A 26,534-nucleotide genomic window follows, 5' to 3' on the forward strand; every position below is an offset into this window, starting at 1 on the left:
AGGAGTAAAATTTTTCTGTGGACGTCATAATTGAAAATCGTAAAGTAAGATTTAATTATTTTATTATTCAAGAATTTGATGCTGGTATTGTGTTGATTGGTAGTGAAGTAAAGTCTTTACGTCAAAGGAAGGTGAGTATAGCTGAGGCATATGTTACTGAAAAAAATATGGAATTATGGTTATGTAATCTACATATTTCAGAATATAATCATGCAAGTACTAAGAATCATAATCCTACTAGACCTAGAAAGTTATTGTTGAGAAAAAAACAAATATATAAAATATCTGGAAATATAAAAAACGATGGTTTTACTGTTGTACCGTTATCTTTGTATTTCAATGAGAAAGGTCTAGCTAAAGCTAAGATTGTTATTGTAAAAGGGAAAAAGCTTCATGATAAAAGAGAGACTATAAAAACTAGAGATTGGAATAGAGAAAAGAGTCGTGTGTTGCGTGGTAATTAGCATAATGTTCTAAGCTTTACTGTATCTGTTATTCTATAAATTTTTGAAGCAGAAAAATGTGATCAATATAAGATCTGTGTTTCTACTTAGAAAGTTGTAGTATGATGAAGTATAAGATAGGGCTATTTTTAATATCATTGAAGTTTTGAGGTATTGCGAAAATTGACAGAGTATTTCGTATCTATATAGGATTTATTACTCGGAGTTAAAAAAAAGGACGCCAAAAAACATTAAGTATAGTCTTTGACTTTAAATCGCTGAGTAAGTTTAAGTGTTTTCAATACATATGCATTAAGAATTGAATAGTATTGAATAGTAAGTATATGAGATTTACTAAAAGCAAAATTTTCTTCATTCTATCAGTTAGTTATTTTATATCATAATGCTCGTGCATCTTGTACTTAGAGCTCAATGCTAGATTTTCTGCAGCTTGTAATGCCTAATGCGTTTTTGTATATTGAGTAAATTTTCTATACTAATAACCTTAACGTTATAACGTTGAGAAGATTTTGTAATGTTAGGCATTTTAACATTGTACTATCAGAGTTATTAACTGACATATGCTTATTCATCTTATCTCAACCTATCTAAAGATTACTTTTCTACTGCACTACATCACTATTAAAAGCTTGACAATGACATGTATTATTTGCAGTAACAACTTTGCACTTCATCTGTTCAATACCAGACATAGCGTACCTAAAAATTATCTTGCTTACTACACTGTGTACCTATTAAAACAACCACATTCATTATTTACAATAACAATTTTCAACATACTTTATTTATCGATACCTGCACAACTTATTAAAAGTTGCTCTTTTTTCCATTAATCACACCTTAAATATCAACAAAAGTAACTATGTTATGATCTTCTAAGTTATTTTTTACTTTTACAATAACTCTTGGATCTATTTTATAGGATTCTTAATCGAATCAAAGACTGACCATCAATAAAATGCATGATCAATAAAGTTACAAGTTTAGAAAACTTAAAGTTTTATTTTTTGTCTAATCCAACAATAATGATTATTATATTACTACTAAACATTAAGAAAAAGCCTTATATTATTTCCTACTATATTCAAGATTTGTCAGTTTTCAATCCTAATAAACTAGTGAGCATTATTAAACTTTGATAAAAATTTCTGATATTCTTTAAAAGAAGAATTACATTACCTAATTTGCAGAAATTATTTCTTACAATCAACAAAATCAACAAAAGATTTATTGCACTTCACTAACTTTATACACTGTTCTCATAATACATCAAAAATTATTATATTAAGAAGTTTAACCTTATTTGTAGTTAAACTATAAAATAAACAGTTAACTTAAAATAATCTCTAATGTTTTTAAAAGTAAAACTTTAAGCTAGCCATTATCTGTTTATAATTTTATTTCACTATAGAAATTAACAAAAAAGACTTATTGCTATTGCACTAATATTAAATCTTTTTATATCACAACCATAATATTAAGAATTAACTAGACTTGTAGTCAAAATCTACTTATCTCAAAATCCATTGAGTAATAATTTTTGAATAGTAAATATTTTTTACAATTTTATTTACCTGTAAAACTAGCAAAAAGATATAAATTAAGTCTTACATCCCTCATATACTTTTCTTTATGTATGAAAACTATTGTATCAAGTATCACATTAATTATGTGTCAAAAAAGTAACTTACTTAACCTGAGTAGTGGTTTCTAATATTAAAGTTGCATCACTTGAGCTATTAGTAAAATAATTTCACATGCACTCTATATTACAACAAAAAATAATGAAACCCTATAATATGATTGTATCATTTACTATGAAATATTATTCACATACAAGTGGAATCATCAGCTTTCAATTCTTCAAACATCGAAGCTTTTCTTGTAGTAGTGTTAGCGAACAATCCTATAACACCACCAAACGTGATTAACAAAAATCCTATCCATATCAAATTTATAAAAGGCTTATAATATATCTTTACTGCTATACCCATCGCTTTATCTATATCACCAATCACAATATAAACATCAGATAACCAATGTCTATATATAGCACTTTCAGTATTTCTAACTCCTTCAACTATATAAAATCTATTCTCAGGAAATATTTTATCTAATATTTCCCCAGACTTTATTATTAGAAACTTTCCACGTATAGCATTGTAATTTTCATTTTTTACAAAAGATAATTTAGATAAAACAACTTGAAGATTTTTTGTCTTAACAGAGTTGCCTTCCTTCATATAAAGTTCATAAGTTTCGCCCCATACAGTAGATCCAATCACACCAAATATAAAAACAGCAACACCAATGTGTGACACTAGCATGGAATAATATTTTGTAGAGTATGATTTAATTAATCTGGCAGTTTCACAAAATGGCACAGCAAGTATTCTTATTTTCCTACAATAGGTTTCCAGTACAGATAAAAACAATAAAACTGATAATAGAATCATTGCAATAATAAAAAAATTATTATCTATAATAAAAGGAACAATCAATGAAGTTATAAGTCCTGAAAACTTAAAATTCTCTACTAAAATTTTATTTCTCTTTTTGTCCAATCCCATAACAATGATCATCAATAACAAAGTACAAAATATTAAATAGTTAAATAAAGAATTATAATACGGTGCACCTATAGAAATAACATCTCCTGTTATAACTTCTAATACAATAGGATATATAGTACCGATAAATACTATAGTAAAAGCTGTTAACAGCAGAACATTGTTAAACAACAACATTGTTACTTTTGACAAGAGTAAAAAATCATGTTTTTTCTCTTGAGCCTTCTTTGCAAAACAAATGAAACTTACAATCCCACTACTAATTATGATACCAATCAACATTAATATATAGAATCCACACTTTGGATCATTAGCAAAAGCATGAACAGATATTAAAACACCAGATCTCACTAAGAACGTACCAATCAGGCTCATTATAAATGAAAAAATTGATAATAAAATTGCAAAGTTATAAAATATATTAAACTTTCTAACTAAGGGCAGCAAATGAAGTAAAGCTGTTCCAAATAGCCATGGCATAAGTGAAGCATTTTCAACAGGATCCCAAAACCAAAATCCTCCCCAACCTAATTCTCTATAAGCCCACCAGCTACCTAACCCTATTCCTAAAGTTAAAAATGACCACGCTAACAAGACCCACTTATTTATAATAGTTGCCCATTTTACACTATCCTTTTGAACGATTACACCAGCTACAGCAAGGGAAAACACTACACTAAATCCTACATATCCTAAATACAAAATAGGAGGATGTATCATTAACCCAGTATCCTGCAGTATAGGGTTAAACCCTAATCCTTCATATTCAATAGTAGGCATCTTTAGAAAAGGGTTAGATATGAACAAGGTAAATAACAAAAATCCAAAGTTCATTATATGTTGTATTGAAATAGCTATTTTTTTGAGATCTTCCCTTTCAAGAAAAAACTCTAATAGTAAACTATAAAAACTTATTATCCATACCCATAATAAAATAGAGCCTTCATGATTACCCCAAATACCAAATATTTTATATAATAAAGGTTTCGTTGTATGTGAGTTGTAGTACACATTATAAAATGAGAAATCATCAACAATGTGTGTATACAACAGTAAACCCATAGCAGAACTTGTCAGCATAAATATCAATATTGTAAATACCTTTGACCAGCAAAAAGATAAATAAGAAACAAATGGATATACAATTGAAAATACACACGCTATTAAAAGCGGAAGCTCTATTAAATTAATCATTATACATTTTAACAATACTTAAAAAATAAGGATTATTTATTATAAGACTTTAATAAAAACTTGCAAAGCGTAGCTTTATATATAGATACAGATACAAATTTTACAAATCACAGATACTCAAAATTTAATGTAGATCACCACTTCGACAATATATTTTAGAAACATTTCCAATAAATTTTCATCGACAATTAACAAGCTCAACGAAGAACTATTTAGTAATTTACAACTAAACAAACACGTTACTAAAACACAATTTTCCAGCAGCAAGTACCAGCAAGTACTATAAACTCTTTTAAACATAAAAACTCACTAGATATTGACATCATACTTGCAACATACACTAAACAATAATATACACTACGATATTATTACTGTTAGTTATTACTAAACATAAGATTATCACATATACAACGACTTATAAATAATAGTTTGAAATTCTCAATACTTTGCAATATCTATATCAATACAATCAACTAATTACACAATAATAGCATTCCCAATAAGTGGCTGTTATCGATAAGGTTTTATCTATATAAAACTTACGTAATGATTAATATTTACAATTCAGTATGGTCATTACTAATTATCAGTCTTCCACATAGACAGATTTACTTGCCATAACTCTTAAGAATAACAATATTTTTCAATACTTATTACAAATTAACCAATTGTGCAAAATTAGCTTCTTCAATTGTATATAACCCAAAACAATGGTTAATAGTTACAATGTTATTAATATCAACAAACTCATGTCCATGAGGTAATTACTAGCCAACAAGCCTTTAAACACCATACAATCTACAAAGATTCATGAGCTCTCATGCAGTGCTTAATACTATATAATATAAACATGGCATACATCAATAAAAACTGATATAACACCAACAGTATTACAATTAACAAAATTATCATTGTTTCAACAGATGCAATTCTCTATACTTGAGTAAGAAAAGTAAGTAAAATGTTTGATAATGCAGTCTATTTTTAACAATAAATACCAATTCAAAAATATAGAAACAAAATATAATACACTTTGGGACACAACAAAATTATACAAATGGAAAAACTCAGGAACTAATCAATTCGTAATTGATACACCACCTCCAACAATATCTGGACAATTACATATAGGACATGTCTTTAGTTATTGTCATACAGATTTCATAGCAAGATATCAGCGTATGCTTGGAAAAGATGTGTTTTACCCTATAGGGTTTGATGATAATGGTCTACCAACAGAACGATTGGTAGAGAAAACAAAAAAAATACGCGCTACAGACATTAGCCGCAAAGAATTTAAAACAATATGCACACAAGTATCACATGAATTTAGGATACAATTTAAACAACTTTTTCAATCTATTGGAATTAGTTATGATTGGGACTTAGAGTATCATACAATAAGCAAAGATATACAAAAGATATCTCAGACATCATTCATAAACTTATACAACAAAGGAAAATTATACAGAAAACTGCAACCTATATTCTGGGATTGCATTGATAAAACAGCAATAGCACGTGCTGAAGTAGAAGAAAATGAACTATCATCTTTTATGAATACAATTGCATTTTCTACAGAAGCAGGGAAAGCAATCAACATTGCAACAACTCGCCCAGAACTTATGCCAGCTTGTGTTGCTGTATTTTTTAATCCTTCAGATATCAGATATCAGGACTTGCTTGGGCAAAACGCTATAGTACCAATATTTGGCAATAAAGTAAAAATACTATCGGATGATCAAGTGAAGATAGATAAAGGAACTGGGTTAGTAATGTGCTGTACATTTGGAGATGAAATGGATGTATACTGGTGGAATAAGCATAACTTAGACACTAAAATTATTATAAGTAAATCAGGTACAATAGATCACTTAAACACACTACAAGGACAAGATGTATGCAAGCAATTACACGGATTATCAATAACAGAGGCCAGAGCATTAATTATTGAAATATTAGAACGAAATAACTTGCTGATACAGAAACAAGAAATTACTCACAATGTTAAATGTGCGGAAAGGTCAGGAGCACCGATTGAAATATTATTGAGTCACCAATGGTTTATAAAAGTAGTAGACATAAAACATGAATTACTAAAACAAGTACAAAAAATCAATTGGCATCCACAATCTATGCGCAAACAAATAGAGATTTGGATAGAAGGGTTAAACTGGGATTGGTGTATATCACGTCAAAGATATTTTGGAGTACCATTTCCAGTTTGGTATTCCAAAGATGGAAAAATTATCTTACCTGATATTAATAAATTACCAATAGATCCAACCAATGATTTACCAGAAGGATATCAAGATACAGAGATAGAAGTAGAAACCGACGTCATGGATACTTGGGCTACTAGTTCGTTATCAACTCAATTTCATAATATATCTGCAACACCTGCAGATTTACGTGCTCAAAGCCATGAAATAATAAGATCATGGGCGTTTTATACTATTTTGCAAGCATACTATCATAATAATGACATACCATGGAAAAATATAATGATTAGTGGATGGTGCCTTGCAGAAGATAAAACAAAAATGAGTAAATCAAAAGGCAATGTTTTAACACCTAACAAATTACTAGATGAGTATGGTGCAGATGTAGTACGTTACTGGACTGCAAATTCTAAATTAGGTGCAGATACTACATTTTCTAATGAGATTCTAAAACTAGGGAAAAGATTCACCACTAAACTCTGGAATGCAAGTAAATTTGTTTCAATGTTTATTGATCAGTATTCAGAACCAGATCTGCAATACATTACAGAAACAATGGACAAGTGGATACTGTCAAAATTATACAAAGTAATTGTCAAAGCAACAGAAAGCTTCAATTCTTTTGAATACTGCATTGCACTTGACTGCATAGAATCCTTCTTTTGGAAAGATTTTTGTGATAACTATCTTGAGTTATCTAAAAAAAGAGCATATGGAGAACTTATAAGCAAGCAAGAACATCTAAGTGCAGTAAATACTTTATCCTTTGTATTAAGAGAGCTACTCAAAATGTTAGCTCCATTTATGCCGTATGTTACAGAAGAGATATATAGAACACTCTATAGTAGTAACAATTCAATCCACAGCCATAATACTTGGCCTGCTGCAGATGTAAATTTGTACAATGAATCAGATGAATTGTTGGGAGAAACATTTATAGAAATTCTCAATCAAGTAAGGAAGGTAAAAGCTAGTGCTCAATTATCTGTAAAATATAAAATAAATAAACTGATCATCAACAAACATTTTCCAGTTTCATTAGAAAATGATTTAAAAGCAGTTTGTAATGCTGATTGTATAGTCTATGACAATCGACAAAATGACAATAAAGAACAACTCTTAGTTTCAGTGGAATTTGAAAATGTACAAATTACATAAACATTAATGTTGCTATTAAGAAAACAAATTTAGATTTTTTGTAATTTAAAGTAATATAAGTAGATGGTGTGCAAGCAATAATAACATATTATATAAATCTAAACTTTCAGGCAAGCGAATATGAGTAAGATTTATAGTATCAAAGGGGATAAGGTTTTAAATATTATAGTAATAATGCAGTACAGTGGAAAAGTAATTTTTATATAAATTATATAAATAAAATATATAAATTGTTACTGTAAACAATGAGTGTAATTTTTTTCTAATATTTTAGTAGTGATATAGTAACAGTAGAAAAATAATTTTCAGATAAATTAAGTATGATGTTAAGTAAATAAAGCATATAAATTGTTACCGTAAATAATGAGTGTAATTGTTTTGTGTTAATCTTTTAATAGTGATGTAGTGCAGTAGAAAAGTAATTTTTAGATAGATTAAGTATGGTGGTATAAAAATAAGGGTATATAGATTGTTATTGTGAATAATAAGCATAGTTATTATAGTGATGATGTAGTACAGTAGGAAAATAATTTTGAAAATAACAAAATATATATGAGTTATTATAATAGCATAAATGTTAGAATAATTATTACATGGTTGTTTTTTTATATACAGATTGAATAAAAAATAATGTGGGTATGGTGAAATATGAGCAAGTTTATAGTTTTACCTAATAGAAGTATAGTGCTGTTTCATGGACCAGATGCTAGGCAATTACTAAACCGTACTACAACAAATAATGTTTTAAATCTCACTCAGAATAAAGCTGTCTATTCTCTACTTTTAAGTCCTAGTGGCAGGTATATGTATGATTTTTTTGTTGTTCAGTATGAGAAATATATATTGTTGGATTGTTGCAGCATAGATAAAGACGAAATTATCCAAAAATTTTTGTCATACAAATTACAATCAAAAGTAGTTATTAGGGAAAAAAAACATTATAAAGTTGGAGTATTTATTGGTGAAGAATCTAGTAGCAATGTATGTGGATACACTTATTGTGAAGGCAATACTATATTTTTTCAGGATCCTAGGTTATCTACATTGGGATTACGTGTAATATTTGATGAATCTAATGAAGCATTGAGTAATGTAAATAGTGATGCTGAAAGATATAAAGACTATGAAATGTTAAGGATAAATAATACTGTTCCTGATTGTAATAAAGATATGATAAAAGGTACTTCATTTCCTCTACAATTTAGGATGGACGAGTTTAATGCAATTGATTTTAATAAAGGTTGTTACATAGGACAGGAGGTAGTTGCACGTATGTATCGTGCTGGGGTAAAGAAAAAAATATATACTGTAATTTCTGAAAGTGAATCTTTTGATGATACAAAAGTTATGTGGGATCAGAAACAAGTAGGGGAGTTATTATCTAATGTTGGTAATATTGGATTATGTTTATTAGATATTAATTCATGTGATAACTTGTGTGATTTAAAAATTGGTAAAGCGAAAATTAAAGTGCTATTTCATTAATATCATTCTCCTTACTATATAGTAATTATTTTGATTGTAGTGTATTTTTCAATGTTTCTATGAATTAGTATGAGATACAATGAGTTGTTTCCACATTAGTTTTTTTGGCACTTAATCAGTAAGTTATGTAATTATATTATGTATAAAAAAATAGATTTTTAGTATTGAATATAAGCAATTTATCAGGTTTCTAGATTGTGTATTTGTAGTGTTGCTTTCAGTTAATGTGAAATACAAATAAATTGTTTTTTACAGTATCTAATATTTTTTATAGAAGGATCAGTAATTTATGTGGTTGTATCTGGAAAATGGTTTTTCCAAAATAAATATAAAAAATTTGTTAAACACTTATTCTGTTAGATTGTTATGTATCTGTATTGTTTCTGTAAGTTAGGATGGAATGTAATTTTTTATAACTAATTTTTGTGTAAAATAAAGATTTGTGTTTATGTAATTGTTGACAGTGTTATATTAATTCGTTTAGCAATTTATCTATTATGAGATAACTTGACCTGTAAAGTGTTTTAAGAATAAAGAGGCACTTCACATGTGTATAGTGATAAAAATTAACTAAAACGTAACAGATAGCTAATAAATTCGCATTAGTTGATGGTAAAATTGCAGTGTATTTATAAAATAGGGAATGTGATAAACTATATACACTTAATTATAAGATTTTATAAATATATAGTTACACGTACTGATTCTTCTATAACAGTAGATATCGTAAAAATAATTGATTTGTATTTCACATGAACTTTACATAACACTACAGATACGTAATTAGTAATCTCATCAGAAATCTTGATAATTTGCTTACACTTATGCTAAGAACTATTTTTCATGTGCAATATACGCGAATTACTAGCTACATAATTCAAAAAATAATAAAAAGTTAGGCTTTTAACATTACTTATAGCAACTGTACAAGCTTATAGAGTGAAAGTTTAATTAAGAACTCAGCACTTAACATTATGTAAAATTTGCAACATTTAGTGATAAAAGTAGCTTTCTATACATGTATAATTGGATATAGGTTTTTAAAAGTTACTCAATTTTTCCTATAGGATAATCTCCAGTGAAACAAGCATCACAGTATTGAGGAGAACTATTATTCCTAGTTGTGTTATTGATTGCTTTGTAAAGGCCATTTATACTTAGAAAATATATACTATCACAGCCAAGTTCATTTTTGATTTCTGTAGTTGATAACTTATTTGCTATTAACTTTGACTCTTCTGGTGTATCTATTCCGTAAAAGCAAGAGTTTATAGTTGGTGGGCTAGAAATCCTGAGATGTATTTCTTTAACTTGCGCTTTGTGTAGTAATGTTATGATGTTTTTTAATGTTGTACCTCTAACAAGACTGTCATCTATTAGGATTATTATTTTGTCTTTCAAAATAGAAGCATTAGCGTTATGTTTAAGTTTTACTCCCATATTACGAACGTAGTTGCTAGGCTGGATAAAAGTTCTTCCTACGTAATGATTTCTAATAATTCCAAATTCAAAAGGTATTTTTGTATATTCTGAGAATCCTAATGCAGCTGGTACTCCAGAGTCTGGTACTGGTACTACCATATGTGTATCTTTTGGTACAGGATTTTCTATTGCGAGTTCTTTTCCTATGTTTTTACGTATTTCATATACAGATTTATTGTTTATTATACTGTCTGGTCGTGCAAAATATACATATTCGAAAATGCAAAAACTTGATTTTTGTTTTTTAAATGGAAAAGAACTTGTTAGAGTATTATTTTGATCAATTATAATCAGTTCTCCTGGTGATATCTCTCTTACAAATTGTGCTCCAACTATGTCTAGAGAACAAGTTTCTGAAGCTACAATGTATGAATTATCTAATATGCCTAATACTAGAGGTCTAATACCAGCTGGGTCACGGCAGCATATTATGGTACCATTTACAAGAATTACTAGTGAGTATGCACCATTGATAGTTTTTAGTGCATTTGTGATGTTATTTAACAGAGTAGCCTGTGTATTAATAGCGATTAAATGTGCGATTACTTCTGTATCTATGTCGGATGAAAATATGCATCCTTTTTCAGTTAATGAGTTTCTTATTTGTGTTGCGTTGGTAAGATTACCATTATGTGCTATTGCCAATTTCCCGAATTTACAATCTAAAGTTATTGGTTGCACACCAATTTTACTACCACTTGTAGAATAACGTACATGTCCAATCGCAGATTTCCCTAGTAGTAAATTTATTTTGGGTTGCTGATTAAACATGCTATTAACTTGTTCATTGGAATAGTGACAATAAAGCTTGTTATCTTCTGACGTTACTATGCCAAATGATTCTTGACCTCTGTGTTGAAGTGCATGTAGTCCTAAGATACAGTTCACTGCAGCACGTCTGTTGTTTTGTATGGCGAATATACCACATTCTTCATATACTTCTTTAAACTGCATAGTTATTAGAAAATTAGAATTCCGTAAGTTGATATTCTAGCATAGAAAGATAGAAACTTTAATAACTTATATATAAATTATTATTATTAAGCCTGGTGTAGTTATGTAAGTTATATAAATTTTTATTGTTATGACAGTATTTTATGGTATTTCATACAGTGCAAAGAGCTCATTTATTGTGTTCAGAATAGCAATAAAAAAACCATGATATTAGAAATCTATGTTAATTTGGAACAATTTTTGTTGTAAAAATGGTTTCTTTGTTAGGCTTAGTGTTGGGTATTGTATAAGTTATAGAACTCTTGTTGTTATGACAGTATCAGTGCAAAGAGTTCATTTATTGTGTTCAGAATAGCAATAGAAAAACCATGATATTAGAAATCTATGTTAATTTGGAACAATTTTTGTTGTAAAAATGGTTTCTTTGTTATGCTTAGTGTTGGGTATTGTATAAGTTATAGAACTCTTGTTGTTATGACAGTATCAGTGCAAAGAGTTCATTTATTGTGTTCAGAATAGCAATAGAAAAACCATGATATTAGCAATCTTATTGGTTTAGAACAACTTTTTATTGTAAAAATGGTTTCTTTGTTAGGCTTAGTGTTGGGTATTGTATAAGTTATAGAACTCTTGTTGTTGTGACAATATCAGTGCAAAGAGTTCATTTATTGTGTTGTAGCTCAGGATAGCAATAAAAAAACATGATATTAGCAATCTTATTGGTTTAGAACAACTTTTTATTGTAAAAATGGTTTCTTTGTTAGGCTTAGTGTTGGGTATTGTATAAGTTATAGAACTCTTGTTGTTATGACAGTATCAGTGCAAAGAGCTCATTTATTGTGTTCAGAATAGCAATAAAAAAACATTGTATTGGCGATTTATGTTAGTTTATAATACATTTTATCTTAAAAGTAGTTTCTTGTTGAACTTAGTGTGATATGTTGTAAGTGATAGCATTTTTTTATTATTATGGCAGTATTTTATATTATTTATGGAGTGTAAAAAATTTATTTATTGTGTTATGACACAAGAATATGTATAAAAAAGTATAGTATTAGAAAGCTTATTGATTGAGGACATCTTCCTGTTTTAAAAGTGATCTCTAGTTTTTGATTATTAATCTAGAGAGTTATATAAGTGCTGTAATTTTTATTATGTGAAAGTACTTTAGGGCTTAATGCAACACAAAAGATTCATTTATTGTGTTGTGATGCAAAACGTGAATGAAGAGTCGTGTTATTAGTAGATTAATCTGGAATGTCTTCATATTTTAAAGTGTTTCTAACTTTGTCTGTGAATGTTGTGTGATTCTTTTCTAGCAGTAGTGTGATGTGTTCTACTATACTTGATATAGTGTTATTAACTGCATTGAGGTTATGAAAGTGTGATAAAACATAATCTGATAAGTCCATTTTGTTTCTAGGATGTCCTATGCCAAATCTAACCCTCCAGTAATCTTTACCAAGGAAGTTGTCAATTGATTTAAGTCCATTGTGTCCAGCATTGCCACCACTTTTTTTAACTCGTATGGTACAGAAGTCTATTTCTACTTCATCGTGGAAGACTATCATGTTATCTAATGGGATCTTGTATAAACTAACTATGTTCATTATAGGAACACCTGAATTGTTCATAAATGTCCAAGGTTTAACAAGGATAACTCTGTAAGATTCAATGTTGCCGATTGATATCAATGCATTATTTTTCTTCTTGAAATTTGGAAAATGAAATTTATCTAATATTGCATCAATAACCATAAACCCAGCATTGTGCCGAGTTAGTGTATATTGAGTACCGGGGTTACCTAATCCAGCTAATAGATGGAACATGCCTTAAAAACTAGTTTTCTGATGATGGGGCAGCTGTAGGTTCTTGACTACCTTCACCTTCTTTTTCCATACTTGTACTAGATATTGTTACTATTGCTGGATTATGTTCTTTCATAACAACGTTTATTTCTGGAGGTAAATTTAAATCACTTACGTGTATAGAATGCCCTGCAGTTAAATCAGATAAATCTATCTCTATATTTTGTAATATAGCATTTGGTAAACATTTGATAGACAAAGTACGATGTAGTATGTTTAATACACCACCTCTTTTAACACCGATACATTTTTGTTCATTTGTAAATATTAATGGCACTTCTATTTTGATTTCTGTTCCATAATCAATGAACTGAAAGTCTACATGCTGTATTCTGTCAGTTACTGGATGTTTTTGCACATCACGCATCAGCACGTATTCTTTTTTATCCCCTATTTCAAGTTCAATCAGATGTGTTGACAGTGCAGCGGACCTGTGTTTGCTTAGAAACTCTCTATCAGATAAAAATACACTTAGAGAATCCCTATTCTTACCATATACTACTGCTGGTATTCCTCCATTGCGTCTTACAGCACGTGCAGGACCTGTACCTACGTTTTCCCTTAAGCTTGCATTAATTTTAACTATACCTTGATCTGTCATTAAAAAATCCTTTCGAAAACTTTTTTGATTTAATACCTCTGAACTTTATATTCTTACCATATTAAGATGAGATTGCAATATAAAAATTACTGTGCTGTGTTTTATTAAGTATCTAAAATATCTACTTTAAAAATGCAGTTTTTTTATTTCAACAGTAGTAGTAGAAAATGTGTAAAGTTTGTTAGATTAATTTAATATATGAAAAAATATATGATTTGTGTAGTTTGATAATTATGAAGTATATTTTTGTACTATATCACTTATAAGAGGGAGTAAATATATCTAAAGTATTTTATGGAGAACTTGTTATAGCATTCTAGCTAAAATAATGACTCTTACTTTTTTGACTCTAATTCAGTTGGCTTGTAAGTTCTAGCTGTTATCTCAGTTATAATTACTGATTAACAGGTAGTAATAATGTTACATATTAAATAAGTTATTTGATGAATGAGATATATAGTTTATAGGAATAGTAAAGTAACTTAAAGTAATTTTGTGTAACTTAAAAAGTTTAATTGGTGATTGTTATAATGTTCTAGCTAAAGTAATCACTCTTACTTTTTTGACTCTAATTCAGTTGGCTTGTAAGTTCTAGCTGTTATCTCAGTTATAATTACTGATTAACAGGTAGTAATAATGTTACATATTAAATAAGTTATTTGATGAATGAGATATATAATTATAGGAATAGTAAAGTAACTTAAAGTAATTTTGTGTAACTTAAAAAGTTTAATTAGTGATTGTTATAATGTTCTGGCTAAAGTAATCACTCTTACTTTTTTGACTCTAATTCAGTTGGTTTGTAAGTTCTAGCTGTTATCTCAGTTATAATTACTGATTAACAGGTAGTAATAATGTTACATATTAAATAAGTTATTTGATGAATGAGATATATAATTTATAGGAATAGTAAAGTAACTTAAAGTAATTTTGTGTAACTTAAAAAGTTTAATTAGTGATTGTTATAATGTTCTGGCTAAAGTAATTACTCTTACTTCTTTTGCTCCTGCTTCAATTAGTTTATTTGTGCAAGTTCTAGCTGTTATTCCAGTTGTGATTACATCATCAACAAGTAATATGGTTTTGTTGGTAATAAGATGTTGATTTTTTACTATAAAAGCTTGTGTAATGTTCTTTTCTCTCATTTGACTAGATAAACTGTATTGTGGAACTGTGTCTATGATTCTTTTCAGGACAAAAATTTCTAAAGGTATATTGCAATATTTACTTAAAGCTTTAGCAAGTAAAGTTGCTTGGTTATATTTTCTTTGCCTGAGCCTTTTTTTGTGTATTGGAACTGGTATAATAGTAGTAACATTATTAAATAAATCTGGGTTCTTGTTATACATCCACTTCCCGTAGGTTTTAATATGTAGTGTATTGTCAAAAAATTTCAGATTGAGAATCATGTTTTTACTATACTGATTGTATGAAAACACCGATTCTAGTTTTGTAAACTTTGGTGGTGCAACTGTACATTTTCCGCATATTGATAGTCCATCTGGTAATCTACATCCACATCCGATGCAATAATTATCATGTAAAAAATCTATACCGTTTTTACATATACTACATAAATCCAGGTAATGTGGAACTGTACACTCGCAATTTGCACATGTTCTAGGAAAAATTATATTTATAATCTTACCTAACACTAAGATATATTAAAAAACTGTCTTATAAATTCTTCATATATATCAGTGAGCTTGTATATATCATCTACAGGTGCGTGTTCATTAATTTTGTGTGCTGTTTCATTACTTAATCCTAATTCAATTACAGGACAGAAATCTTTTATAAACCTTGCATCTGAAGTACCACCAGATGTACTCAGTATTGCATCTTGTCCAGTAACTTTTTTTATAGCTGAAGATAGCATATCAGAGTGCTTACCAGGATGGGTAATAAATGAGCTACCAGAGACTGCTGTAAATAGTTCATACTTTTCTGTTATTTCAGCACAAATGTTATTAATTATATTAAATAATGATTCAGAGGTATGCATATCATTATATCTAATGTTAAGATTTGCAGTAATTTTATCTGGAATAACATTGGTTGCTGTGTTTCCTACATCAACTGATGTAATTTCGCAATTTGAAGGTTGAAAGTACTCATTTCCATTGTCAAGTACTGTATTACTTATTTTGTATAGGATGCTAATCATGTTATCTACTGGATTTTCTGCAAGATGTGGATAAGCAACATGCCCTTGTACACCATTGCATACTATCTTAAAGTTTATTGATCCTCTACGACCTATTTTTATGGTGTCTCCTACAGAGGATTGACTAGTTGGTTCTCCGACTAGACAGAAATCTATTTTCTTATTGTTATCGGTTAACCATTTTAGTACTGCTGGTGTTCCATATTTAAAATAATTACCTTCTTCATCTCCAGAAATCAGGAAACTAATGGATCCATTTATCTGATTAAAATCTATTCTTGATACTGCTGCTACAAAAGCACATATAGCAGACTTCATATCAACAACGCCACGTCCATACAGAATGTTATCTTCTATTTTCCCAGAAAAAGGGTCAAACTTCCATTTTTCTGAGTCTCCTGTTGGTACTACATCTGTGTGTCCTGCAAAGCATAGATTAGGTGATCCATTCCCTAATTGTGCATATAAATTACGTACTTGTACTTGATCATCTCCAAAAGTTAAAACATGGCATGTGAACCCATATTGTGATAGAGTGTTTGATAAAAAATCTATAGCCCCGTTATCTGTTGGGGTAATACTAGGAAAAGATATTAATTCTTGAGACAGTTTTATTGGGTCAATAGCCATACATAAACTCATATAATAGGATAACATTTAATTGTAGCTTGTTGTAGTCAACTGTCAATATGAGGTGAGTTGTATTCTATTGAATTTTCTATATTTTTATTTAGTATATTTGAGTTAATTTTTTATATGTGTGCAGAAGATTGCAGCATATGTTATAAAATATGATAAATTATGTGTACATAGGCATATTTGTAGAAATACTATTTTCTAGTAGCAAGTATCATAAGTTCTCTACAATAAAAAAACTGACTAAAAAATAAGTATTTAATAATACTCGTAACATATACTAATAGTAATATAGCCCTTATAAAGATACCTTTAGAAATTTTTGTACAAAAAGCATTGTAGATACGACTCCACAACACAGTTTATCTAATCCAAATGAGAAGAAGAGACATTACAAAAGCTTTGTACTAAAGAATTAATAATTATCACTAGGAGTTTTAATGTAAGAAAATATATGATAAATATTGGTAATTTAAAGTTGCATAACTTTCTTATCTTATGCTTAAATTATTCAAAATGTAGTTATTTAGTGAAAGGACTTTGTTTATTTGTTTCTCAAATGAGATCTTTTAAATGTTTGTTTGAAATATTTGTTAATACTGCTTAGTTTTTGATATTTATTCTACAGTGTTGTAAATTGGAATATTAGTAATGTTATTGTAGTGGATACTATCTAAATAAGCTTAACTATGCTAGTATTTATGATTACTTTGCAATTCATAGTTTAAAACATGATTTAACATTGGATGGGAATTTTTTGTTATTAGTTCGTATTTTATGATAGTATATCTCACTTGGATAAATTGAACTGCAATTAATGTTTAGGTGGTTTTTCAGTTAAGAAATTTTGAGTTAAAGTTAGTAATCCTGAGTTACTGCACTAATTTTTTTGTACTGTAGTAACATATTGCATCATATAAGGTTATATATGTTGTTGATTGCTATGAATGAAGTTTTGATTTGTTGATTGATATTGAGATTTGATTATTAGTTGCATGTTGTTTTTAATGGTGCTACTTATACGAGTTTAACTGTGCTAGTATTTATGATGATTTTTCAAGTAATAGTTTTAGGCATGAAATTAGTAATGCTGTTATTAACCTGATTCTTTACTTCACAGTGTAGTAGATATCAATTGAATGAAACTTATACTGTATTATATGGTTTTTTATTCACAATGTTATGTTCTTATATCAGAGAAGTTTGTTATATGTTAAAGCTGTTTATTATGATCATTACCTAAACTTGCTTACTACTAGATTACTCATCTGACTCTTTATTTTTTACAACATCATAATTTACCATTCTAAATCTATCCTTTAATAGCGCAACAGCATGGTTACTAAATCCACTATTGCTTAGTGCTACAGCACCTAACTGTAACCCCACTTCATAAGTTTCAGGAATTAAATAGTGAGCACCTAGTTCTTTGTATATTTCTACATTATTTAGATCAGGTAATCTGACAATAATTATTATGTGTGGAAAATTCTTTGCAACTAATGAAATAATCTTTTTTATGGTTACTTCATTGTTGATTGCTATGATTATCATTCTAGCGCGTGATATTGCCATAGACTGTAAAGTATTTAGTTTTGTCAAGTCTCCAAGATATACAGGATATCCTTCATCTATGCCATCTTTTACTATTTTTGGTTGAATGTCAGATGCAATATAGTTTACATGTTCCGCAACTAACACTTTTGCAACCATACGTCCTACTCTTCCAAAACCTACTACTATAACATGTTGATCTAGATCTTTTGTATCTAAAGTAAGTTCTTGAGAATTTAATGATATTTTCTTTTTAGTGATTAATTTTGATATCCAATCTCCCAGTGCTGCAAGTAGTGGGGTAAAAGCCATAGTGACTGTTGTAATCATCATCAGTGTTTGTGCTAGATCGCTAGATAGTACATTTTTTTCTGCTGCAAGGCCAAATAAAATAAAAGCAAACTCTCCACCTTGAGATAGTAATAATCCTGCTTGTATAGCTGCTGCTAATTGAAATCTAAAGAACCTACATAATATAAAGATTATAAAAGATTTAAGTGCTATTAGAGATATTGAAGCTAATGTTATGATAGGCAACTTATTTAATACAAATTTGATGTCAATTGACATCCCTACTGTCATGAAAAACAATCCTAGTAGTAACCTTTTAAATGGCAGAACAACTTGTTCTACATCGTGTCTATATTCAGTTTCTGCAACAAGTAACCCTGAAACAAATGCTCCTAGTGCCATTGATAAGTTGAAATTTTCTGTAATAAAAGCTGCACCTAAAACAATCAGTAATGTTGTAGCTATGAAAATTTCATTACTCTTCATTGCTGCGATAGTGTTGAACAAAGGTCTAAGCAATAACCTTCCTGTAATAAAAATTAAAGTTAGTGCAATTGCTGCTTTGATGAAAGAGTATAGTAATGATATAGGTATACTATGATGTGATTCCCCTGTTAACAGTGGCAATAGCACAATTAGTGGCACAACTGCAAAATCTTGTAGTAGTAAGACTGCTATAGATAATCTGCCAACTTGAGTTGATTGATAACCTTTTTCTTGTAATACTTGTAATACTATTGCTGTTGAGGAAAGAGCTAAAGCACCTCCTATTATAAGTGATCCTCTAGAATCTATACCAAACTTATTTGAGATATACCATATTACTGATGCTGTTACTATGACCTGTAATGTTCCAAATCCAAAGACATGTAATCGCATTGCAATTAATCTTTCAAATGTTAGCTCAATGCCTATTAAAAATAACAGAAAAACTACTCCGAATTCTCCAAGATTCTGAATGATAACAGATGATTCTACTAAATTTAACCCGTTTGATCCAATAAGAGTTCCTGCAACAAAATATCCTAACACAGGACTAATATTCAACTTCCAAAATAATACAACTATTACTATAGCTGCTGAAAGAAGAGTGATTATATCTAATAAATATTTGGAATCATGCATAGAAATCTCTTAATGTGGAACAAACTGATCATCTTGAGACTTCCATTTTATGGAGCAACCAATACTTGGTTTCTGATTATCAGGTGCTTTACCTGTTTTTGAAATAAATTTCATAGCATTGAACAGATCTCTATCTTCTTGCTTACTATCCACTTGATTTTTTCCTGAGGAATCAAATCTCCCTCTATAGCATAATTCTAGCTTATTGTTGAATCCAAAAAAATCAGGTGTGCATACAGCACCATAGTTTTTTGCAACTGTTTGATCTTCATCTATTAGGTATGGAAAATTAATACCATATTCTTGTGCAAACTTTATCATATTTTCATATGAGTCATCTGGATAAGCGATAGTATCGTTTGGCATAATTGCTATGGTATAAATATTATAATCATTTTTTAATGTGTTAACATCATACACTAGATTGTTTATTATTGCCTTAACATAAGGACAATGATTACATATAAACATTATTAGTAAGCCATTCCCTTTGTGATAACTACTTAAGCTATATAGGTTTCCATCTGTAGATTTTAATGAAAAATCATGTGCAATGACATTTTTATCTACCTGAGGAGTATAAAGCGCTACCATAAACTTATATTTCCAAAACTACAAACAATAAAACTTTCTGTACTATTTTATTCTAGAGTACAATCTCCTAAAGTCAAATCTAATTATAAAAATTATGCTAAAAATCACATAAAGGGTTTTACTACAACCATAATTACGATAATAATTATTAGTAAGGTTACTGATTCATTGAGACACTTGAAATACAGTGAAGACTTAGTGTTGTTTTTAGCAGCAAAGTCTTTCCTATGTTTGAATAGCATAACTTGGATAATGCACATCAATATAACGCATACTATTTTTATCTTAAACCATAAAAAGTAATATGCTTCTGTGATTATGGATAATGCTGTGCCAAGAGCTATACTAGAAATCATTGATGGGTTAATTATGTAAAACAGTAGCTTACTTTCCATTGTATTAAATAAGTTATAGCTGTCAGAATGTAGTGGAACCTGAGCATGATATACATATATTCTAGGTAAATACAACATTCCAGCCATCCAAGTAATAATTGATATTATGTGAAATGCTTCAATCCAATGTTTGTAATCTATCATTATAGAAACCAGTGTGTAAACTTTTGTTGAACCTACATTATATGTTGATTCCTTTATAGATACAATTAGAATATTTATAATAGGTTTGTAAGTTTTTATATTATTTCAGACATAATAGCTTTAGATGTATAGGTGATTTGTACAACTTTAAATATTGAGTATTTATTGCTAGTAATACTAAAGTGTATTTTTATAAGTTTTATGATATGAGTACAGGTTTGTTTGTAGTATTAAGTGAATTGGATAGAAATGTGTTGGGTTTGGAGTGGTATAATATTGTAATAAATATGGCATACTAGCTATGCTAATCAATAATTATGGAAATGCTTTAGAATATTTAACAGGTGAAGCAACATGTTGGAATTTTTCCTAGTTAAATAGTGCGGATTTTTAAGTACTGAATGGTATTGGTATTTACTAATAATAAAATATAAATGTTTCAAGCTATTGTAAAACATCCTATAGATAAGTTATGGAATTTTGAATCTTAGTTTATGTAATGGTTATTTTATGAGTTTAAATTTGTATATTGTTGAGATAGTAAAGATTAGCTCAAGTATCATGAATAATGATTTGACTATACCTAATTTTTATTGATGTAGTGCCTCATTATGTAAAGTTATCGTATAATTGCACTTACTTAAATTGAAGAAGCAATAAAAACAGTATTATAGCTTACTTATAATTACGAAGGCATAAAATTCTTGCTGCTTCTAAAATATCTGTAACTTGTGGTAAAGATAGTTTTTCAAGGTTTGCAGCATAGGGGAGAGGAACATCTTTTCCAGTTACCCTTATTACTGGAGCATCTAGATCATCAAATGCTTGTTCCATTATTAATGCAGCTATTTCAGATCCTATTCCTGAATATGGCCATCCTTCTTCTACTGTAATAATTCTATTTGTTTTTTTGATAGAACATAATATTGTTTCTGTATCAAGTGGACGTAAAGTTCTTAAATCTATAACTTCTGCATTTATACCTTCTTTTTCTAATAGTTCTGCTGCTGCTAATGCATTTTTAACTTGTATAGAAAATGCAGTTATTGTAATATCCATGCCCTCTTTAACTATTGCAGCTTTACCAATTTCAGTTGTATAGTCTGATGTTAGTACTTCATCTTCTATTTCATGTTTATGTCCATATGCAATCTCATTTTCAAGAAATATAACAGGGTTTGGATCCCTTATAGCTGCTTTTAATAAGCCTTTGCAGTCTGCTGCAAAGTATGGTGATATTACTTTTAACCCTGGAACATGTGCATACCATGATGCATAACATTGTGAGTGTTGTGCTCCTACTCTTGCGGCTGCTCCATTAGGCCCCCTAAATACGATAGGGCAATTTAGTTGTCCACCAGACATGTAATTAGTTTTAGCTGCAGAGTTAATAATTTGGTCTATTGCTTGCATAGCAAAGTTGAATGTCATGAATTCTACAATGGGTTTTAATCCACCAAAGGCAGCACCTACTCCTATTCCAGCAAATCCGTGTTCGGTTATTGGTGTATCTATAACTCTTTCTGGACCAAATTGAGCAAGTAGTTCTTGTGTGACTTTATATGCACCTTGGTATTCACCTACTTCTTCTCCCATGATTAATACAGTGTGGTCGCGTTCCATTTCTTCACGTATTGCTGCGCACAGCGCTTCTCTTACAGTTAAACTTTTCATAATTTAACAATCTTAATGACAATCCTGAATAATTATATTTAAAAAAGTACATATGCAAATACAATTTCCAAGCTTATATTTATTTGTTTAAGGAAAGTAATAAAAAATAATGATAAATATGCTTATTTTAGCATAAATTATATATATCATTATTCAGTGAACTAGATAATACTCAAATTGTTTATTTTGAATCCATGTCAGTACTATATAATATACTATAATTTTTACTCTATTTTATTATGTTGTGTATGAAATGCTTGATATTATTGGATATCAAGTATATGCAAAAGTATAGCTTATTTAATTAGAGTCTATGATTGATTGATTTATTTCAACTGGATCGATTGTTGGATTGTTGATCATATTTTCACTAATGTCATGTGATGTTTTAATTTGACTGTATATGACATATCCTATAAACAATATACCGAAGAATACAAGAATGCCAAGTGTGACTGTTTGGTTGATTTTAGCAATATTTTGTTGTTCTGCAAGGAATTTCCAGTGAGTAGCCAGAAAATTATATCCAAAAATACTTAAGCAAGTTAATATAGCTGTGGCAATAGCTGTGCACATAATACTGCTTTTTTGACGTTTTTTATATTTTGACTTATTAGTTAAGAAGGTTTGTAAGTTGTTGCTTGATACAGGTTTATATTTTGGTGTGTGTTCTGGTACTTCAGGGATAGTAGGTAACTGTGTACTTTTATATCTTGGGCGTAATGTTCTACTGCGAGTTGTAGAAAGTGTTTTGGCTGTAGGTGTTGTAACAGGTAAAAGCATTGATGATTGTGTTTGACTAGATGTTTGAGTACGGTGTGTTATTTGTGACGTTGCTTGACTGTCAGGCTGTTGTGTTGTTGGATCTATAACATGTGTCGATTGAACCTGATGGCTAGTTGTAGTACTAACAGGTGGAAGAGAAGTTGGTAGGTCTTGTGAAGGTTCTAATAATAAATCTTTACATGTTAGGTGTAGATTTATTGTGTATTGAGAAAGTATTTGTTCAAGTGTTTGCTCATTGTATTTTTTGTAAAAAATCTTAGAAAAAGCACTCTGTTCAGGTATGCAGCATGCAGTATTTAGTAGTGTCTCTATATTAGTTTCAGGATTAAGTTCTTGTGAGTAACACTTTGGTAGAGTCTCTGGTTGGGGTGTTATATTTTCTTTTAATGAGAATGATATTGATAGTTTTACATGTTGTTCACCATATAAATCTCTAAAAAGACTTGCATAGTATTGTAGCTGTTGACACAACTGTGCTTTTGTAAAGCTACTGTAAGTTAGTGAATAAGTGGCAGTCTGTAAGTCATATGTGTTGTCTTGTATATGAAGAGGGTAGTCTTGCAAATCTGGTAATTCACCTAATGCTGTGTTATCTATTTCATATAGTGCACAGCTAAAATGATTATATTGACATTTACATAAATGTGTTAATGGTGTAAATACTGGAGTATGTTCTGTGTTGTATGTCATTAAGCACATTGATATTTGTGCTTTATTACCTTTGTTTTTTGGGTTTTTGATATGAGCTACAGTTAACCTGAGGCTTTTTTGACAGTTAGGTAATGTAGAGGTTATTGGTGAAGTATTATATAGTCTTATAATAGGATAAAGTTTTAGTATTCCTTGTGTAGTAGCTAAGTTATTTGTGAGATGGGCATTTAATGTATCGATATTAAAAGGAGTATTAAATGTAGTTATAAAACATAAAGTCAATGGTTGATTTGATGTTATACTACAATGTTTTGTTATTTCTTTTTCTAAAGATGTTCTAATAACAGATTTCAATGGATTTGTAATTGTGAGTATCTTACTGGAAGATTGGGTTATAATTTTATCTGGGGTTATTTCGCTACTTTCTGCTTTGTTATTAATGCGTATTTTAAAGGATAGTAAAGATCTTTCTGGTGGTGATGGTTCTTGATCAGGTGAATTTGGATGATATGGTAAAATAAAATTTGAGACTACATAAAATTCTAAGAAGATTACTATAGCTTCACTGAGATTATCTATATTGATTGGTTGATCTTTTGCTGTTTGACATAATGTATAGGATATAGTAAGTTTATCATTTGATGGTTCATGTGATATATTGTGTGAAAATTCTTGGAAAAGTAGTCCTGCTAAACTCGTGATAATCTCGCTATTTTTTTGATTGATAATGGAAGTCTGTTGTTCTTGTGTGGGCATATGGGTTTATTCTTAAATATAAAAAAACAAGTGCCCGAAAGAAGATTTGAACTTCCATAATTATAAAAATTACTAGCACCTGAAGCTAGCGCGTCTACCATTCCGCCATTCGGGCATATAGTAGTTGATTTATTAAGAATTATACTATAACATAAAACTTTGATCAAATTAAATCTTATGGTTATGAATATATCTAACGTAGAACAGATGCTTTTTACTCGTAATCAAATTAATGAGAATACCGTAAATCGTGTTGTTAGCGATTGTTTATGTGCAGCAGATGGAGGAGAATTATTCTTAGAGATGTGTATTTCAGAGGCTCTTGGATTTGAGGATGGAATTCTCAAATATGCTGATTTTAATTCACGTCAAGGATTTGGGTTAAGGTCATTTTGTAAAGAATTAACGGCATTTGTTTGTTCTTCTGAGATTACTGAGCAAGAAATTAGCAATGCTGCAGCTTTGGTCAAATCTATTAATAGTAGTGGTAATGGTGGGGTTATACATTTGAATAAGACAAAACCTGCTCTGTACCCTGAGACTAATCCTTTGCAGAGTATAACTTTTGATATTAAAGTAAAGCTTTTGCAAGAAGTTGAAAGTTATTTACATACTAAAAGTCCATATGTGAAACAAGTCAAGACTGCTTTAAGTGGGCAATGGCAAATGGTTCATATTATTTTGCCTGATGGTAATAAAGTTTATGATATTAGGCCACTTGTAAGATTTAATGTATGTGTTATTTTAGAAAAAGATGGAAGAAAGGAAAGTGGATCTGCTGGTCATGGTGGTAGAGCTTCCTATGAAGAATTTATTGGAGATGGTAAATGGCAAGTAATTGCTGATGAAGCGTTACGTCAAGCGTTAGTTAACTTAGAATCTATCCCTACTCCTGCTGGTGAAATGACGGTGGTATTAGGGCCTGGTTGGCCAGGTGTGTTATTGCATGAAGCTGTAGGTCATGGGTTAGAAGGAGATTTTAATAGAAAAAAGGTTTCTGCTTTTTCAAATTCTATAGGTAAAAAGGTAGCAGCAGATGGTGTAACTGTTGTTGATGATGGCACTATATCGGGACGTAGAGGTTCTATAAATGTGGATGATGAAGGTGTACCATCAAGTTACAATGTATTAATTCAGGATGGTATTTTAGTAAATTATATGCAAGATAGAATGAATGCTAATCTTATGGGAACCACTTCTACTGGTAATGGTCGTAGACAAAGTTATCAAGATGTTGTCATACCAAGAATGACAAATACTTACATGTTACCGGGTAATTATCATCCAGAAGAAATAATTTCAAGTGTTAAGAAAGGAATATATGCAGTGCATTTTTCTGGAGGGCAAGTTGACATTACGTCTGGTAAATTTGTTTTTTCAGCTTCTGAAGGTTATCTAATAGAAGATGGGAAGGTTACACATCCTGTTAAAGGTGCGACAATTATAGGTAATGGCCCTGATGTTTTAACAAAAGTATCTATGATTGGAAATGACTTAGCGCTTGATTCAGGAATTGGTACTTGTTCTAAAAATGGACAAGATCTTCCTGTTGGTGTAGGACAACCAACTCTTAAAATAGATAATATTGTTGTTGGTGGTACAGAGGTTTAATAATTTGCTAAGATTTAAGAAATGAAAAGTAGTTAATGCTCAAATATAAATGTGCTATTATATTTTTTGATTACCAAGTAATCAGATACTTTAATGTTTTAAAATGTTATTAAATATATATCTTCATAATTTATAGATAATATTTATATTTT

General features: G+C 29.6%; 15 protein-coding genes and 1 tRNA gene. 4 read left to right on the plus strand and 12 right to left on the minus strand.

The window, feature by feature from the left end; all coding sequences use genetic code 11:
- Positions 1-17: 17 nt before the first annotated feature.
- Complete coding sequence (gene smpB, locus ECAJ_RS00460; protein ID WP_011304215.1) at positions 18-464, plus strand: SsrA-binding protein SmpB; 447 nt, start codon at positions 18-20, stop codon at positions 462-464.
- A 1,829-nt stretch (positions 465-2,293) separates the two neighbouring features.
- Here the strand turns inward: smpB and ECAJ_RS00465 are convergent.
- Entirely contained in the window at positions 2,294-4,228 is a 1,935-nt protein-coding gene (locus ECAJ_RS00465; RefSeq protein WP_011304216.1) for a heme lyase CcmF/NrfE family subunit, read from the minus strand.
- Between the two features lie 971 nt (positions 4,229-5,199).
- Between ECAJ_RS00465 and ECAJ_RS00470 the strand changes: the two genes are divergently transcribed.
- The gene (locus tag ECAJ_RS00470) at positions 5,200-7,608 is read left to right on the plus strand and encodes a valine--tRNA ligase (protein WP_011304217.1); all 2,409 of its coding nucleotides are present in this window, start codon (positions 5,200-5,202) and stop codon (positions 7,606-7,608) included.
- A gap of 648 nt (positions 7,609-8,256) precedes the next feature.
- A complete protein-coding gene (locus tag ECAJ_RS00475) occupies positions 8,257-9,093 on the plus strand; it encodes a YgfZ/GcvT domain-containing protein (RefSeq protein WP_011304218.1) in 837 nt (278 codons plus the stop codon).
- Positions 9,094-10,140: 1,047 nt separating this feature from the next.
- Here ECAJ_RS00475 and purF read toward each other — a convergent pair.
- The 11 genes from purF to ECAJ_RS00530 all read right to left on the minus strand — a co-directional run bounded on the left by purF (position 10,141) and on the right by ECAJ_RS00530 (position 24,886).
- Positions 10,141-11,529, minus strand: a complete 1,389-nt coding sequence (gene purF / locus ECAJ_RS00480) for an amidophosphoribosyltransferase (RefSeq protein WP_011304219.1) — start codon at positions 11,527-11,529, stop codon at positions 10,141-10,143.
- A 1,247-nt stretch (positions 11,530-12,776) separates the two neighbouring features.
- Entirely contained in the window at positions 12,777-13,358 is a 582-nt protein-coding gene (pth, locus tag ECAJ_RS00485; RefSeq protein ID WP_011304220.1) for an aminoacyl-tRNA hydrolase, read from the minus strand.
- A 10-nt stretch (positions 13,359-13,368) separates the two neighbouring features.
- Complete coding sequence (locus ECAJ_RS00490; RefSeq protein ID WP_011304221.1) at positions 13,369-13,998, minus strand: 50S ribosomal protein L25/general stress protein Ctc; 630 nt, start codon at positions 13,996-13,998, stop codon at positions 13,369-13,371.
- Positions 13,999-14,960: 962 nt separating this feature from the next.
- Positions 14,961-15,653 (minus strand): ComF family protein, encoded by a 693-nt coding sequence (locus ECAJ_RS00495; RefSeq protein WP_011304222.1) that lies wholly within the window; start codon positions 15,651-15,653, stop codon positions 14,961-14,963.
- Positions 15,653-16,795: a succinyl-diaminopimelate desuccinylase gene (gene dapE, locus ECAJ_RS00500; RefSeq protein WP_044261945.1), complete on the minus strand. Its 1,143-nt coding sequence runs from the start codon at positions 16,793-16,795 to the stop codon at positions 15,653-15,655. The genes ECAJ_RS00495 and dapE overlap by 1 nt, the downstream gene beginning before the upstream one ends.
- A gap of 1,266 nt (positions 16,796-18,061) precedes the next feature.
- Positions 18,062-19,771, minus strand: a complete 1,710-nt coding sequence (locus ECAJ_RS00505) for a cation:proton antiporter (protein WP_011304224.1) — start codon at positions 19,769-19,771, stop codon at positions 18,062-18,064.
- Between the two features lie 9 nt (positions 19,772-19,780).
- Entirely contained in the window at positions 19,781-20,365 is a 585-nt protein-coding gene (locus ECAJ_RS00510) for a thioredoxin family protein (RefSeq protein ID WP_011304225.1), read from the minus strand.
- Positions 20,366-20,469: 104 nt separating this feature from the next.
- Positions 20,470-20,904 carry a CopD family protein gene (locus tag ECAJ_RS00515; protein ID WP_011304226.1) on the minus strand — a complete coding sequence of 145 codons (435 nt, stop codon included), beginning with the start codon at positions 20,902-20,904 and terminating at the stop codon, positions 20,470-20,472.
- Positions 20,905-21,579: 675 nt separating this feature from the next.
- Complete coding sequence (locus ECAJ_RS00520) at positions 21,580-22,578, minus strand: pyruvate dehydrogenase complex E1 component subunit beta (RefSeq protein WP_011304227.1); 999 nt, start codon at positions 22,576-22,578, stop codon at positions 21,580-21,582.
- Between the two features lie 300 nt (positions 22,579-22,878).
- A complete protein-coding gene (locus tag ECAJ_RS00525) occupies positions 22,879-24,771 on the minus strand; it encodes a hypothetical protein (RefSeq protein WP_011304228.1) in 1,893 nt (630 codons plus the stop codon).
- Between the two features lie 31 nt (positions 24,772-24,802).
- A tRNA-Leu gene (locus tag ECAJ_RS00530) sits at positions 24,803-24,886 on the minus strand.
- Positions 24,887-24,954: 68 nt separating this feature from the next.
- On the opposite strand from ECAJ_RS00530, the gene tldD reads away from it, so the two are divergent.
- Complete coding sequence (gene tldD, locus ECAJ_RS00535; protein ID WP_044262101.1) at positions 24,955-26,382, plus strand: metalloprotease TldD; 1,428 nt, start codon at positions 24,955-24,957, stop codon at positions 26,380-26,382.
- The last annotated feature ends 152 nt before the right edge of the window (positions 26,383-26,534 follow it).

The sequence above is a fragment of the Ehrlichia canis str. Jake genome, assembly GCF_000012565.1.
GTDB lineage: Bacteria > Pseudomonadota > Alphaproteobacteria > Rickettsiales > Anaplasmataceae > Ehrlichia > Ehrlichia canis.